This is a genomic window from Pseudomonas sp. 8Z, from assembly GCF_902506535.1.
Lineage (GTDB): Bacteria > Pseudomonadota > Gammaproteobacteria > Pseudomonadales > Pseudomonadaceae > Aquipseudomonas.
The window spans coordinates 1-15,178 of record NZ_LR733825.1 but is presented as its reverse complement, the minus strand read 5'-3'; the positions used below and the strand labels follow the sequence as shown (position 1 = coordinate 15,178).

The window sequence follows — 15,178 nt, the reverse complement described above, 5'->3', positions numbered from 1 at the left end:
TTCAAGACGTAGGGCGGGTGCCCCCCAGCCAGACAGCGGCGCGTTGCACCCGCCCGGCGCATCGACAAGGAGCACAGCACACATGAAAGGCATCATCCTCGCCGGCGGCTCCGGCACCCGCTTGCACCCCATCACCCTCGGCGTGTCCAAGCAACTGCTGCCGATCTACGACAAACCGATGATCTATTACCCGTTGTCGGTGCTGATGCTCGCGGGCATTCGCGACATTCTGGTCATCTCCACCCCGCAGGATCTGCCCAACTTCATCAAGATGCTCGGCGACGGCAGCCAGTTCGGTATCCATCTGCAATATGCCGAGCAGCCCTCGCCGGACGGCCTGGCCCAGGCCTTCCTGATCGGCGAGTCGTTCATCGGTGATGACGCGGTGTGCCTGATCCTTGGCGACAACATCTTCCACGGCCAGCACTTCACCGAAAAACTGCTGCGCGCCGCCAGTCAACCGAGCGGTGCCACGGTATTCGGCTACTGGGTCAGTGACCCCGAGCGTTTCGGCGTGGTGGAGTTCGATGCCGCCGGCAACGCCTTGTCCATCGAGGAAAAGCCGACGCAGCCGAAATCCAGCTACGCCGTTACCGGCCTGTATTTCTACGACAACGACGTGGTGCAGATCGCCAAGGCGGTCAAGCCTTCGCCACGCGGCGAACTGGAGGTCACCGACGTCAACAACGCCTACCTGGCCCGTGGCGATCTGCGCGTCGAGCGCTTCGGCCGCGGCTTCGCCTGGCTCGACACCGGCACCCACGACAGTCTGCTGGATGCCTCGCATTACGTGCAGACCGTGGAAAAGCGCCAGGGTCTGAAGATCGCCTGCCTCGAAGAAATTGCCTACGGCCAGGGCTGGATCGACCGCCAGCGCCTGCTGGAACAGGCCAAGGCCTTCGGCAAGACGGGCTACGGCCAATACCTGTACAAACTCGCCGAGGACGACGCATGAACATCATCGCCACAGATCTGCCAGAAGTGCTGATCATCGAGCCGCAGGTATTCGGCGACGAACGCGGTTTTTTCTACGAGAGCTTCAATGCCCGACGCTTCTCCGAGCTGACCGGCGTGCAGCGCGACTTCGTTCAGGACAACCATTCGCGCTCGGCACGCGGCGTATTGCGCGGCCTGCACTATCAGTTGCAGCAGGCGCAGGGCAAGCTGGTGCGCGTCACCGCAGGTGAGGTCTACGACGTAGCGGTGGATGTTCGCCGTAGCTCGCCGACGTTCGGCCAATGGGTCGGTGTGCACCTGTCTGCCGAGAACAAGCGCCAACTCTGGGTGCCTGAGGGTTTCGCCCATGGTTTTCTGGTGCTCAGCGAGTACGCCGAGTTCCTCTACAAAACCACCGACTACTACGCCCCGGCGCACGAACGGTGCATCCGCTGGGATGACGTGCAACTGGCCATCGACTGGCCGCTGGATGGTCTGACGCCGGTGCTGTCGGCCAAGGATCAGCAAGGAGCGGCCTTCGCCGACGCCGAGGTTTTCCCATGAAAATTCTGATCACTGGCCATACCGGTCAGGTCGCCCGAGAACTGCAACGCGCACTCGCCCAACATGAACTGGTCAGCCTGGGCCGCGCCGATTTCGACCTGGCGCAACCGCAGAAGCTGGGCGAGGTTATCCTCCGTGAACGTCCGACGCTGGTCATCAACGCCGCCGCCTATACAGCGGTCGACCAGGCCGAGCAGGAGCGCGAACTGGCCTTCACCATCAATGCCGAGGCGCCGGGCGCCATGGCCGATGCCTGCTTCGAGCTGGACATCCCACTGATCCACTACTCCACCGATTACGTCTTCGACGGCAGTAAGGCCACGGCCTACCGCGAGGCCGACACACCGCGCCCGCTGGGCGTCTATGGCGCCAGCAAGGCCGCCGGTGAGCAGGCGCTACGCATCAGCGGCTGCGAGCATCTGATCCTGCGCACCAGTTGGGTCTACTCGCAGCACGGGCGCAACTTCCTGCTGACCATGCAGCGCCTGCTGCAAGAACGTGAACAGCTCAAGGTGGTGGATGATCAGATCGGCGCGCCGACCTGGGCCGGCAGCATTGCCAGTGCCACCGCAGAGCTGATTGAGAAGTGGCAGCAAGGCCGCTACCACTGGGGCACCTACCACCTCACCTGCCAAGGCCAGACCAGTTGGTTCGGTTTTGCCAGCGCCATCGCCGAGCGTCTGCGCGCACAGGGCAAGCACTGCGCCGAGCTGCTGCCGATTCCCTCCAGCGACTACCCCACACCCGCACGCCGACCGCTCAACTCGCGCCTGGATGGCGAACGACTGGCGCAGGATTGGCAAGTGAGCCTGCCACACTGGGAGCAGGCACTCGATGCCTGCCTGAGCGAGCCTCAGGCGATAAAACGCTGAACTTGCTGCCGTAGGCCGCTGGCCAGGTGTGCGAGTTCACGACTGGCCTGCGAGCTTTGCCCAGCACCACTGACGACCTCGCCGATGCTGTCATTGAGACCCGTGATGTTCTGGCTGATCTCGCTGACCACAGCCGTCTGCTCTTCGGTCGCCGCTGAAATCTGCACGTTGCCGTCAGCAATGCCTTCAATGGCCAGCGCGATTTGGTTGAGTACCTCGTCAGCCTGACGAGCATGGCCGACACTGTTCTGCGCCTGCTCACGCGAACGCACCATGGCATTAACCGCACTGCGGGCACCATGTTGTAAACGCTCGATCATGCTGCGAATCGACTCGGTGGCCTGTTGAGTGTTACCGGCGAGGCCGCGCACCTCATCAGCGACCACGGCAAAGCCGCGCCCGGCCTCGCCAGCACGCGCAGCTTCGATAGCCGCGTTAAGCGCCAGCAAATTGGTCTGCTCGGCAATACTCTGGATCACCCCGAGCACCTTGCCGATATCGTCACTATGGCTATGCAAGCCATCGATCACGACGCCTGCCTCCTCCACACTGGAGAACAGATCATGGATGGCATTGAGGTTGGCCTGCACCAAAGCCCGCCCCTGACGAGCCTCACGGTTAGCCTCAGCAGCGGCGCCCGCCATGTTCTGGGCATTCTGCGCCACCTCCTGCACAGCAACGCTCATCTCATGCACCGCCGTGGCCACCATATTGGTTTGGTCACCCTGAGTGGCAGCACAATGGCTGGCCTGCGCACTGATCGCATTCATTTCTTCAGCCGCTGCGGCCAACTGGGTGGCCGTGTCGGTCAGGTGACAGATCAGCGCCTGCTGGTGTTCGAGCAGAGTGTTGAATGCTCGCGCCGTGTCAGCCACCTCGTCACGACCATCGGAGTTGGCACGCAACGTCAGGTTCGAGTGTTCCTGCACAGCGGCAATCACACCGCGCAAGGCCGCCAGCGGGCGAATGATCGAATGGCCGATCAGCATGGTCATCGACAACACCACCAACAGGGCGATCAGACCAATGCCGATAAAGGTGTTACGCATCGATTCGTAGAGCTCGCCGGTGCTGACACCCAGCTTCTGGCCTTCCCGTAGCTGCAGGTCGATCAACTCCGCCAGTTCTCCGCCGAAGGGATCGAAGGTGCCATACAGCTCTCGGTTAAAGGCAATCGGCTCTAGCGCTCGCAACCGCCCCTCATCGAGTGCGCTGCGATAACGGTTAACCAGTTGCCGTACGTTCTGCAGGTCGACGCGAACCTGTGCAATCAGCACCTGCTCATCCGGGGTCATACTGCTCGCCAAATAGGCGTTCCACGCCTGATCACCGCGCTGCTGGGCGGCATCGAGTTCCTGACGCAACGTGTCGGCGTCAAATACTTCGGCTCGGTATTTGTGCAAGGCGTCGACGATGGCCACGGCATAGGCATCAGCCAACACTTTGAGCTGACTGACTGGCTGCAACCGATCCTTGAACAGCGCTTCGAAGTTATGATTCAAACGGCTGCCATTGTTGACTGCCATGGCAATGACTAACGCCAGCACGATCATCGGTAGCAAAGCCAACAGCAACAAACGCTTACGCACAGACAACTGCATCGCTACCGAACCCCGTCAATCCCTTGCAAAGAGGCAAAAATGTAACACGAGATGTCTCGGCGCTGACACTAAAAAGCCATACCTATCCCAGCATTCCACCTCTGATCTGCTACCACGCTTAAACACGCCACGAATCATGAGCGCTACGCTACAGTAGCGCCCCATATTGCTCATTGCGTATCAGCCGTTTCATTCCTTCTTACTCAGCTTTCCATGTCCAGAACACGACCTCTTCGCCGCCCTCGCTGGCGCAGCCTACTGCTGCTGGCACTGCTGCTCGCGCCACTGCTATGGCCCGTGCATTACCTGGCTGAGCGTTATTACCGCGATGTGCTGATCGAACAGAACCGCCAGACCCTCGACCTGTACGTCGCCAACTTGCTGGGCACTCTGCGCCGCTACGAGGTGCTGCCGCAAATTCTCGGCGACCTGCCCGGCGTACGCGCCGCTCTAGAAGCGCCGCAAGATCCGGCAGTACTCGATGGCGCCAACCGCCTGCTAGCCCGCACCCGCGCACAGACGGGGGCTGACGTCATCTACCTGATGAATCCGCGCGGCGTCACCCTGGCCGCCTCCAACTGGGACAAACCCGACAGCTTCATTTCCGGCAACTTCGCCTTTCGCCCGTACTTCCGCGAGGCCCTGGCCGGCCGACTCGGGCGCTTCTTCGGGCTCGGCACCACCTCGGGCAAGCGCGGCTATTACTTCGCGTACCCGGTGCGCAAAGGCGAGCGCAATATCGGCGCGCTGGTGGTCAAGGTCGACCTCGACCACACCGAAACACTGTGGGGCAACACCCCCGAACAACTGCTGGTGACCGACACCAATGGTGTGGTGATTCTCACCTCGCGCCCCGATTGGCGCTTTCATGCCAGCCGCCCGCTGGATCGTGTCGAGCAAGCCGCCATCGCGGCCAACCAGCCCTACCCGACCTTGGCGCCGCCGACACTCAATCTCGACACGGACGCCTGGTTGACGCAAAGCCGCGTACTGGAAGAAACCGGCTGGACGGTAAACATCCTCGCCCCGCGCACGCTCCTCGACCGCCCGGTACGCAGTGCTGTGGCAGTCAGCGCCACAGCACTGCTGGTACTGCTGCTATTGCTCAGCCTGTTGATGCAGCGCCGTCGCCACTACCTCGAACGCATCGCCCTCGACAGCCGCGCCAAAGCCGAGCTGGAGCAGCGCGTGACCGAGCGAACGCATGATCTGGAATTGCTCAACAGCCGCCTCAAGCAGGAAGTTCTGGAGCGCGAACAGGCCCAGCAAGAACTGGTGCGAGCGCAGGATGAACTGGTACAGGCCGGCAAGCTATCCGCGCTGGGCACCATGAGCGCCAGCATCAGCCACGAACTCAACCAGCCTCTGGCAGCCATTCGCAGCTACGCGGAAAACGCCAGCACCCTGCTCGACCACCAGCGCAACGACGACGTACGCGCCAATCTCGGCCTGATCCGCGAACTGACCGAACGCATGGCCTCGATCATCGCCCACCTGCGTGCCTTCGCCCGGCGCGATCGCCATGCCCCGGAGCGCGTCGCCCTGCAACCGGCGCTGGACGATGCCCTATCCTTACTGGCCAAGCGGCGACGAGCCATGGACGTGGAACTGATCCGTGATGTACCGGACGCCACACTCTGGGTGCAGGCTGGCGAAACCCGCCTGCGCCAGGTGCTCGGCAACCTGCTGGCCAACGCCCTCGACGCGCTTGCCGACAAGGCGCCGCCACGGCGTATATGGCTCAGCGTTCAGAGCCAGGGCGACCTGCTCGAACTGCTACTGCGCGATAATGGCCCCGGTTTCAGTGCAGAGTCGCTGGCCCGCGCCCGCGAGCCGTTCTTCACCACCAAAACCAGCGCCCAAGGCCTGGGCCTGGGCCTGGCCATCTGCGAAACCCTGATGCGCGCCCTCGGCGGCGAGCTCGTGCTCGACAACCACCCGCAAGGCGGCGCATTGATCACCCTACGCCTGCGCCTGGCCAGCCCCGGCGTCAACCTGCAACCCCCAGAGGATCCCTCGCCATGACCAGCGACAGCGCTATCGACAGCCGTACCCAGGTTCTGCTGATCGACGATGACGCCCACCTGCGCCAGGCGCTCAGCCAGACGCTCGACCTCGCCGGCCTCAAAGTACAGAGCCTAGGCAATGCCAAGGGGGTGGCTGAACGGATTCCAGCCGACTGGCCTGGCGTAGTGGTCAGCGATATCCGCATGCCCGGCACCGATGGCCTCGAACTGCTGCAACTGTTGCGCGAGCGCGATGCCCAACTGCCCGTGCTGCTGATCACCGGCCACGGCGATGTACCTCTGGCCGTGCAGGCGATGCGTGCCGGTGCTTACGATTTTCTGGAAAAACCCTTCGCCAACGATGCACTGCTCGACAGCGTGCGCCGCGCGCTCGACCTGCGCCGCTTGGTACTGGAAAACCGCAGCCTGCGCATGGCTCTGACCGACCGCCAGCAACTGGCCGGACGCCTGGTTGGCCAGTCACCGGCCATGCTGCGCCTGCGCGAGCAGATTGGCGCCCTGGCCAGCATCAGCACAGATGTACTGATCCTCGGCGAGACCGGGGCAGGCAAGGAAGTCGTCGCCCGCGCCCTGCACGATCTATCCAATCGCCGCGACGGCCCATTCGTCGCCATCAACGCCGGCGCGCTCGCCGAATCTGTGGTGGAAAGCGAACTATTCGGCCACGAAGCCGGCGCCTTCACCGGCGCGCAGAAGCGCCGCATCGGCAAGTTCGAATTCGCCAACGGCGGCACCCTGTTCCTCGATGAAATCGAAAGTATGAGCCTGGACGTACAGGTCAAGCTGCTGCGTTTGCTGCAAGAGCGCGTGGTCGAGCGCCTGGGCGGCAACCAATTGATCCCTCTCGATATCCGCGTCATTGCCGCGACCAAAGAGGATCTGCGCCAGGCCGCTGACCGCGGGCGTTTTCGTGCTGACCTTTACTACCGACTGAACGTCGCCCCGCTATCGATTCCACCCCTGCGCGAGCGCGGTGAAGATGCCCTGCTGCTGTTCCAGCACTTCAGCGAGAGTGCCGCTGGCCGTCATGGCCTATCGGTGCGCGAGCTGCAGCCAGGCCAACGCGCGCTACTGCTGCGTCACCCGTGGCCAGGCAACGTACGTGAGTTGCAGAACGCAGCCGAACGCTTCGCCCTGGGGCTGGAGTTATCACTGGACAGCAACGCACCAAGCCTGCCAGCGATCAGTGGCGGCCTGAGCGAACAGGTGGAAGCCTTCGAGCGCGCCCTTATCGCTGGCGAGTTGAGCCGTCCACACGGCTCACTGCGCAGCCTGGCCGAAGCTTTGGGTATCCCACGCAAGACCCTGCACGACAAATTGCGCAAGCACGGCCTGAATTTCTCAGGATCTGGCGGAAGCTCGCCAGATGACTTCGAGTAAGTGGCGGCTAACCGCCACTTTTACCTCATCTCTTGACCTTCGCGGCTCAAACGAGCTGCGCAGGGCAATGCCCGGCCAACTCGTGCCCTCTCTAGATCAGGCTTTTACAGGCGTTTCATACGCTTGTAGCAACAGCAATGGCACTCTGGCACAAGGGTTGCTCTGAGCATGCCTCAGGCGAACCCAACAAGTACAAGTCCAGGCCTCGCTGCCCATCGACGGCATTTTTCCCCAAGCCGCCTAGACTTGCTCTTGTTCGTCCGTCAAGACGCTCCGGTGTCAACGCTATAAACACAACAAGAGGAAGCACTCGCATGTTCAAACTGTCCGCCAAGGCGCTGGCTTGCGCCCTGTCCCTGTCCATCGCTGGCCTGGCCCAGGCAGCCGATCCAATCGTCATCAAGTTCTCCCACGTCGTGGCCGAGCACACGCCGAAAGGTCAAGGCGCCGAGCTGTTCAAGAAACTGGCCGAAGAGCGTCTGCCGGGCAAAGTGAAGGTCGAGGTCTACCCGAACTCCTCGCTGTTCGGTGACGGCAAGGAAATGGAAGCGCTGCTGCTCGGCGACGTACAGATCATCGCCCCGTCGCTGGCCAAGTTCGAGCAGTACACCAAGCAACTGCAGGTGTTCGACCTGCCGTTCCTGTTCGACAACATGGCGGCTGTCGATCGCTTCCAGAAAAGCCCTGAAGGCCAGAAACTGCTGACCTCCATGACCGACAAAGGCATCACCGGTCTGGCTTACTGGCACAACGGCCTGAAGCAACTGTCGGCCAACAAGGCGCTGCTCGAGCCCAAGGACGCCCGTGGTCTGAAGTTCCGCGTACAGGCTTCCGCCGTACTGGAAGAGCAGTTCAAGGCCGTGCGCGCCAACCCGCGTAAGATGAGCTTCGCCGAGGTTTACCAAGGTCTGCAGACTGGCGTGGTCAACGGTGCCGAGAACCCGTACTCGAACATCTACAGCCAGAAGATGCACGAAGTGCAGAAGTACATCACCGAGTCCAACCACGGTCTGCTGGACTACATGCTGATTACCAACACCAAGTTCTGGGACGGTCTGCCGGCTGACGTACGCGACGAGCTGACCAAGATCATCGCCGAGGTCACCGTCGAGGTGAACAAGCAAGCTGATGCCCTCAACGAAGGTGACAAGCAGCGCATCCAGGCCGCTGGTACCACCGAGATCCTGACCCTGACTCCCGAGCAGCGCAACGAATGGCGTACCGCCATGCAGCCGGTGTGGAAGAAGTTTGAGGGTGAGATCGGTGCTGACCTGATCAAGGCTGCGCAAGCTGCCAACCAGCAATAAGGCCGCAGAGCCGTAACGTGGGCAGTGCCATCGGGCGCTGACCCACGCCGGCGCCGCCAGGCGCCGACATGCTGTTACGGGCGGGCAACCGCCTGCCCCTGCCCTTTCCATTCGGGAGATTGTCCATGAACGCCTTGCGGCGCGCCTGGGAGCATTTCGAAGAAGGCTTTATCGCCTTCCTGCTCGCGGCCATGACTCTGGTTACGTTCGTCTACGTGATCCTCAACAACCTCTATACCGTTTTCTACTGGCTGGGCGATTACTTCGGCGGTAACGAGGCCCTGCTCGGTATCGGCGACCACATCCTCGACCTGGCCCAAGCCATGACCTGGAGCAGCGCGCTGACCAAAGCCCTGTTCGGCTGGCTGATTTTCTTCGGCCTGGCCTACGGCGTGCGTACTGCAGGCCATATCGGCGTCGACGCGCTGGTAAAACTCGCCCCACGCGGCGTGCAACGCTTTATCGGTGTGATCGCCTGCCTGTGCTGCCTGGGCTATGCCGGCCTGATCGCGGTCGGTAGCTTCGACTGGGTTCGCACCCTGTTCACCGCCGGTATCGGTGCCGAAGACCTCGGCCACTATGGCATCGCCCAGTGGCATATCGGCATGATCGTGCCGTTCGGCTACGCCATGGTATTCATTCGTTTTCTGGAGATCCTCGTGCGAATCCTGCGCGACGAGCAAACCGGCCTGGGCCTGGCCGACGAGGCCGCAGACGCCCTGAAGGTCAATGAACACGAGGAGCACAAGCAATGACCGTTTTGTTCCTCTTCCTGCTGCTGTTTTTGCTGATGTTCATTGGCGTGCCGATTGCCGCGTCCCTCGGCCTGGCTGGCTCCATCACCATCATGCTGTTCAGCCCTGACTCGGTGCGTTCGCTGGCGATCAAGCTGTTCGAGACCAGTGAGCACTACACCCTGCTGGCGATCCCGTTCTTCCTGCTGTCCGGCGCATTCATGACCACTGGCGGCGTGGCCAAGCGCCTGATCGACTTCGCCAACGCCTGCGTCGGCCACATCCGTGGCGGTCTGGCTATCGGCGCGGTGCTGGCGTGCATGCTGTTCGCCGCACTGTCGGGCTCCTCGCCCGCCACCGTGGCTGCTGTTGGCTCCATCGCCATTGCCGGCATGGTGCGTTCCGGTTACCCACAGGCATTCGGTGCCGGTATCGTCTGTAACGCCGGTACGTTGGGCATTCTGATTCCGCCGTCGATCGTGATGGTGGTATACGCCGCTGCGACCGAGCAATCGGTGGGCAAGCTGTTCATGGCCGGGGTGATTCCGGGCGTGCTGCTGGGCGTGGTGCTGATGGTGGCGATCTACGTCGTGGCCCGCATCAAGAAGCTGCCAGCCCTGCCGCGCGCCAGCTTCCGCGAATGGCTGCGTGCCGCTCGCGAGGCGTTCTGGGGCCTGCTGCTGATGGTGATTATCCTCGGCGGCATCTACACCGGCATGTTCACCCCGACCGAAGCCGCTGCAGTGGCCGCCGTGTACGCAGGCTTCGTCGCCCTGTTCGTGTACAAGGATCTGACCATCCGCGAATGCCCGAAAGTGCTGCTGGAGTCCGGCAAGCTGACCATCATGCTGATGTTCATTATTGCCAACGCCATGCTCTTCGCTCACGTGCTGACCACCGAGCAGATCCCGCAGCAGATTACTGCATGGGTAGTGGAGTTGGGTCTACAGCCATGGCAGTTCCTGCTGGTGGTGAACGTCGTGTTGCTGGTAGCCGGTGCCTTCATGGAACCGTCGGCGATCATCCTGATTCTGGCGCCGATCCTGTTCCCGATTGCCATGCAACTGGGCATCGACCCGATTCACCTGGGCATCATCATGGTGGTGAACATGGAAATCGGCCTGATCACGCCGCCGGTGGGGCTGAACCTGTTCGTCACCTCAGCGGTGACCGGCATGCCGCTGACCGCCGTAATCCGCGCAGCCATGCCGTGGCTGATGCTGCTGCTCAGCTTCCTGATGATCATTACCTACATCCCGGCCGTGTCCATGGCACTGCCGAACTGGCTGGGCGTGAGCTAAGCGAACCAACCGATACACCTTCGCCCGGCCTAGTGCCGGGCTTTTTTATGGTTTATCGCATTTTCAGGGGGAATGACTGGTTGAATACCGGACTGGCAAGTTTGTGTGAGTGCTTGTTGCTTGTTGCTTGTTGCTTGTTGCTTGTTGCTTGTTGCTTGTTCCGAATTGTCGCGCTTTGTTGATGTCTTTGGTTTCGCGAGACTGTCAGATTTTTTGTGTGCGGGCGTTAACGCCCGTCACCCGACGGACAGTGAATTCACCAGGCGGGCCTGGTGAAGCGATCTCCGTAAAGGATCGCGAATTGATTCATGGCTCCCTTCCAATGATCACCGCTGGCACCTTCACCGAGGACTCGGTCGGCAACATTTTCCAGGAAGGTCATGAAGACCAGATTCTGGTTCAAGCCTACAACCACCAGGTCATCATCCCGCGTGACCCGCAGTCCGGCCAACCGACCGGCCAGCGCGTGCACAAGCCGCTGATGATCACCAAGGTCTTCGACAAGTCCTCGCCGCTGATCTTCAACGCCCTGACCTCCGGTGAGCGTCTGAACAAGTGCCGTCTGGAGTGGTACCGCACCTCCTCCACCGGTACTCAAGAGCACTACTTCACCATCGAACTGGAAGACGCCGTGATCGTCGACGTTCAGTCGCGCATGCCGAACTGCCAGGACCCGAACATGGCGCACTTCACTCACCTGGAAGACGTCTACTTCACCTACCGCAAAATCGTCTGGACCCACGAAGTCTCCGGCACTTCCGGCTCCGACGACTGGCGTACCCCGATCTCCGCCTAATCGCTGGCTGAGTTCATGCGTCACCGCAGCGGCCAGGCATCGACCTGGCCGTTGTGTTTACGCCGAATTGTGTGGATGGGTGTGAAGCTGTGGGAGGGGCTTTAGCCGCGACGCGCTTTACACCTTTGTCCACAAGCGCCAAACCGAACACAGCCTTGGCCGCGCCGCCTGCCTAGAATGGCCCGCGCCTTCATGGATCGAAACGAGAGGAACAACGATGTTCGCCCCGGCCAACCAGACCCATTTCAGCTTGAGCATCGAAGGGGTCGAACACGACCTGCAGGTGCTTGAATTCAACGGGCGCGAGGCGATCAGCCAGCCTTACGCGTTCAACGTCGAGCTGATCAGCGAACGCCCTGACCTCGACCTGGAAAGCCTGCTGCATCAGCGCGCCTTCCTCGCCTTCGACCAGAACGGCGCCGGCATCCACGGCATCATCCACCGCATTGCCCAGGNGGCCAACCAGACCCATTTCAGCTTGAGCATCGAAGGGGTCGAACACGACCTGCAGGTGCTTGAATTCAACGGGCGCGAGGCGATCAGCCAGCCTTACGCGTTCAACGTCGAGCTGATCAGCGAACGCCCTGACCTCGACCTGGAAAGCCTGCTGCATCAGCGCGCCTTCCTCGCCTTCGACCAGAACGGCACCGGCATCCACGGCATCATCCACCGCATTGCCCAGGGCGAATCCGGCCATCGCATCACCCGCTACCGCCTGACGATCGTGCCGCAGCTTCGTTACCTGGCGCACCGCACCAACCAGCGCATCTTCCAGCACCTGACGGTGGAGAAGATCATCGGCCAGGTGCTCGAAGAGCACGGCATCCAGGCCGACGCTTACCAATTCCAACTCGGCTCGCTCTACCCCGAGCGCGAGTATTGCGTGCAGTACGACGAGACTGACCTGCACTTCGTCCAGCGCCTGTGCGAAGAAGAAGGCATCCACTACCACTTCCAGCACAGCATCGAGGGCCACATCCTCACCTTCGGCGATGACCAGACCCCGTTCCCGCGCCTGGCGCCGCTGGCCTATCAGCAAGACACCGGCCTGGTTGCCGACGACCCGGTGATCAAACACTTCGGCGCCCGCCTGGAAACCCGCACCAGCCAGGTCACCCGCCGCGACTACGACTTCGAAAAACCGCGCCTGCAACTGGAAGCCAAAGCCGAAGGCGATGCCCAGCCCAAGCTGGAAGACTACGACTACCCCGGTCGCTACACCGACCGCGAGCGCGGCAAGCACCTGGCCAAGCGCGCCCTGGAACGCCACCGCCATGACTTCGAACTGGCCGAAGGTGACGGCGACTCGCCCACCCTGGTCAGCGGCCACTTCCTCGACCTGACCGATCACCCACGCAGCGAATGGAACCAGCTCTGGCTGCTCACCGACGTGCAGCACGAAGGCAAACAGCCGCAGGTGCTGGAAGAGTCGGTCACCAGCGACACCCAGCCTGCCGACGGTTTCACCCAGGGCTATCGCAACCGCTTCACCGCCACACCGTGGGGCGTGCCTTATCGCCCGCCGCTAAAGCACCCCAAGCCGCGCATCCTCGGCAGCCAGAGTGCCGTGGTCACCGGCCCGGCTGGCGAAGAAATCCACTGCGATCAATATGGCCGAGTGAAGGTGCAATTCTTCTGGGACCGCGAAGGCCAAGCCGACGACAAGACCAGTTGCTGGCTACGCGTCAGCTCAAGCTGGGCCGGTGACCGCTACGGCGCCATCACCATCCCGCGTATCGGCATGGAAGTGCTGATCACCTTCCTCGAAGATTCAACGGGCGCGAGGCGATCAGCCAGCCTTACGCGTTCAACGTCGAGCTGATCAGCGAACGCCCTGACCTCGACCTGGAAAGCCTGCTGCATCAGCGCGCCTTCCTCGCCTTCGACCAGAACGGCGCCGGCATCCACGGCATCATCCACCGCATTGCCCAGGGCGAATCCGGCCATCGCATCACCCGCTATCGCCTGACGATCGTGCCGCAGCTCCGTTACCTGGCGCACCGCACCAACCAGCGCATCTTCCAGCACCTGACGGTGGAGAAGATCATCGGCCAGGTGCTCGAAGAGCACGGCATCCAGGCCGACGCTTACCAATTCCAACTCGGCTCGATCTACCCCGAGCGCGAGTATTGCGTGCAGTACGACGAGACTGACCTGCACTTCGTCCAGCGCCTGTGCGAAGAGGAAGGGATTCACTACCACTTCCAGCACAGCGCTGATGGCCACATCCTCACCTTCGGCGACGACCAGACCGTGTTCCCGCGCCTGGCGCCGCTGGCCTACCAGCAGGACACCGGCCTGGTGGCCGACGACCCGGTGATCAAACACTTCGGCGCCCGCCTGGAAACCCGCACCAGTCAGGTCACCCGCCGCGACTACGACTTCGAGAAGCCGCGCCTGCAACTGGAGGCCAAGGCCGAAGGCGATGCCCAGCCCAAGCTGGAAGACTACGACTACCCCGGTCGCTACACCGACCGCGAGCGCGGCAAGCACCTGGCCAAACGCGCGCTGGAACGCCACCGCCACGACTTCGAACAAGCCGAAGGTGACGGCGACTCGCCCACCCTGGTCAGCGGCCACTTCCTCGACCTGACCGATCACCCACGCAGCGAGTGGAACCAGCTTTGGCTTCTCACCGACGTGCAGCACGAAGGCAAGCAGCCGCAGGTGCTGGAAGAGTCGGTGACCAGCGACACCCAACCTGCCGACGGTTTCACCCAGGGCTATCGCAACCGCTTCACCGCCACACCGTGGGGCGTGCCTTATCGCCCGCCGCTCAAGCACCCCAAGCCGCGCATCCTCGGCAGCCAGAGTGCCGTGGTCACCGGCCCGGCTGGCGAAGAAATCCACTGCGATCAATATGGCCGAGTGAAGGTGCAATTCTTCTGGGATCGCGAAGGCCAAGCCGACGACAAGACCAGTTGCTGGCTACGCGTCAGCTCAAGCTGGGCCGGTGACCGCTACGGCGCCATCACCATCCCGCGTATCGGCATGGAAGTGCTGATCACCTTCCTCGAAGCGCGAAGGCCAAGCCGACGACAAGACCAGTTGCTGGCTACGCGTCAGCTCAAGCTGGGCCGGTGACCGCTACGGCGCCATCACCATCCCGCGTATCGGCATGGAAGTGCTGATCACCTTCCTCGAAGGCGACCCCGACCAACCGCTGGTCACCGGCTGCCTGTACCACGCCGAACACGTGGTGCCCTACGACCTGCCGGCGAACAAGACAAGAAGCGTGTTCAAGACCCTCAGCAGCCCCGGCGGTGGCGGCTACAACGAACTGCGCATCGAAGACCGCAAGGGCGCCGAACAAATCTACGTCCACGCCCAGCGCGACTGGGACGAAAACATCGAGCACGACCAGAAGATCCGCGTCGGCAATGAACGCCACGACACCGTAGAAGCCAACACCTACAGCCACTTCAAGGCCGAAGAACACCGCACCACCCACGCCGACCGCAGAACCGAGATCAAGGCCAACGACCACCTCACCGTCGGCGACAGCCAGCACATCAAGCTCGGCAACGGCCAGCTCATCAAGGCTGGCCAGGAAATCCACCTCTCCAGCGGCCTGAAAGTGGTGCTCGAAGCCGGCAGCGAACTGACCCTCAAAGGCGGCGGCAGCTTCATCAAACTCGACGGCGGCGGCGCAACGCTGGT

Annotated in this window: 9 protein-coding genes and 5 pseudogenes; 12 read left to right on the top strand and 2 right to left on the bottom strand. The window is 62.2% G+C overall.

The annotated features are described in order from the left end of the window. Window positions 1-82 precede the first annotated feature (82 nt). Genes rfbA through rfbD form a run of 3 tightly spaced genes read left to right on the top strand, consistent with a single transcriptional unit; the run spans window position 83 to window position 2,372 of the window. Entirely contained in the window at window positions 83-955 is an 873-nt protein-coding gene (gene rfbA / locus AERO9A_RS04315) for a glucose-1-phosphate thymidylyltransferase RfbA (protein WP_159970705.1), read from the top strand. Then, a complete protein-coding gene (rfbC, locus tag AERO9A_RS04310) occupies window positions 952-1,500 on the top strand; it encodes a dTDP-4-dehydrorhamnose 3,5-epimerase (RefSeq protein ID WP_159970704.1) in 549 nt (182 codons plus the stop codon). The genes rfbA and rfbC overlap by 4 nt, the downstream gene beginning before the upstream one ends. Further along, window positions 1,497-2,372 (top strand): dTDP-4-dehydrorhamnose reductase, encoded by an 876-nt coding sequence (rfbD, locus tag AERO9A_RS04305; RefSeq protein ID WP_159970703.1) that lies wholly within the window; start codon window positions 1,497-1,499, stop codon window positions 2,370-2,372. The genes rfbC and rfbD overlap by 4 nt, the downstream gene beginning before the upstream one ends. Here rfbD and AERO9A_RS22685 read toward each other — a convergent pair. Then, window positions 2,354-2,947: pseudogene (locus AERO9A_RS22685) on the bottom strand (methyl-accepting chemotaxis protein); the annotation flags it as partial. The gene rfbD and the pseudogene AERO9A_RS22685 overlap by 19 nt on opposite strands. Window positions 2,948-3,217: 270 nt before the next feature. Beyond that, window positions 3,218-3,973 (bottom strand): annotated as a pseudogene (locus AERO9A_RS22680) (MCP four helix bundle domain-containing protein); the annotation flags it as partial. 213 nt (window positions 3,974-4,186) lie between these two features. Here AERO9A_RS22680 and AERO9A_RS04295 point away from each other — a divergent pair. The 9 genes and pseudogenes from AERO9A_RS04295 to tssI (AERO9A_RS04250) form a co-directional block, all read left to right on the top strand. Next, window positions 4,187-5,998, top strand: a complete 1,812-nt coding sequence (locus tag AERO9A_RS04295) for an ATP-binding protein (RefSeq protein WP_159970701.1) — start codon at window positions 4,187-4,189, stop codon at window positions 5,996-5,998. Next, window positions 5,995-7,380, top strand: a complete 1,386-nt coding sequence (locus AERO9A_RS04290; protein ID WP_159970700.1) for a sigma-54 dependent transcriptional regulator — start codon at window positions 5,995-5,997, stop codon at window positions 7,378-7,380. Before AERO9A_RS04295 ends, AERO9A_RS04290 begins: the two co-directional genes overlap by 4 nt. Before the next feature lie 314 nt (window positions 7,381-7,694). After that, on the top strand, window positions 7,695-8,687 hold the full coding sequence (dctP, locus tag AERO9A_RS04285) for a C4-dicarboxylate TRAP substrate-binding protein DctP (protein WP_159970699.1): 993 nt from the start codon (window positions 7,695-7,697) through the stop codon (window positions 8,685-8,687). A gap of 125 nt (window positions 8,688-8,812) precedes the next feature. Then, window positions 8,813-9,442 (top strand): TRAP transporter small permease, encoded by a 630-nt coding sequence (locus tag AERO9A_RS04280; RefSeq protein ID WP_159970698.1) that lies wholly within the window; start codon window positions 8,813-8,815, stop codon window positions 9,440-9,442. Beyond that, complete coding sequence (gene dctM / locus AERO9A_RS04275; protein ID WP_159970697.1) at window positions 9,439-10,722, top strand: C4-dicarboxylate TRAP transporter large permease protein DctM; 1,284 nt, start codon at window positions 9,439-9,441, stop codon at window positions 10,720-10,722. Before AERO9A_RS04280 ends, dctM begins: the two co-directional genes overlap by 4 nt. Window positions 10,723-11,044: 322 nt before the next feature. Further along, window positions 11,045-11,518 (top strand): Hcp family type VI secretion system effector, encoded by a 474-nt coding sequence (locus tag AERO9A_RS04270; protein WP_159970696.1) that lies wholly within the window; start codon window positions 11,045-11,047, stop codon window positions 11,516-11,518. A 456-nt stretch (window positions 11,519-11,974) separates the two neighbouring features. After that, window positions 11,975-13,286 (top strand): annotated as a pseudogene (tssI, locus tag AERO9A_RS04260) (type VI secretion system tip protein TssI/VgrG); the annotation flags it as partial. 2 nt (window positions 13,287-13,288) lie between these two features. Next, a pseudogene (gene tssI / locus AERO9A_RS04255) lies at window positions 13,289-14,524 on the top strand (type VI secretion system tip protein TssI/VgrG); the annotation flags it as partial. Between the two features lie 13 nt (window positions 14,525-14,537). Next, window positions 14,538-15,178 (top strand): annotated as a pseudogene (gene tssI, locus AERO9A_RS04250) (type VI secretion system tip protein TssI/VgrG); the annotation flags it as partial.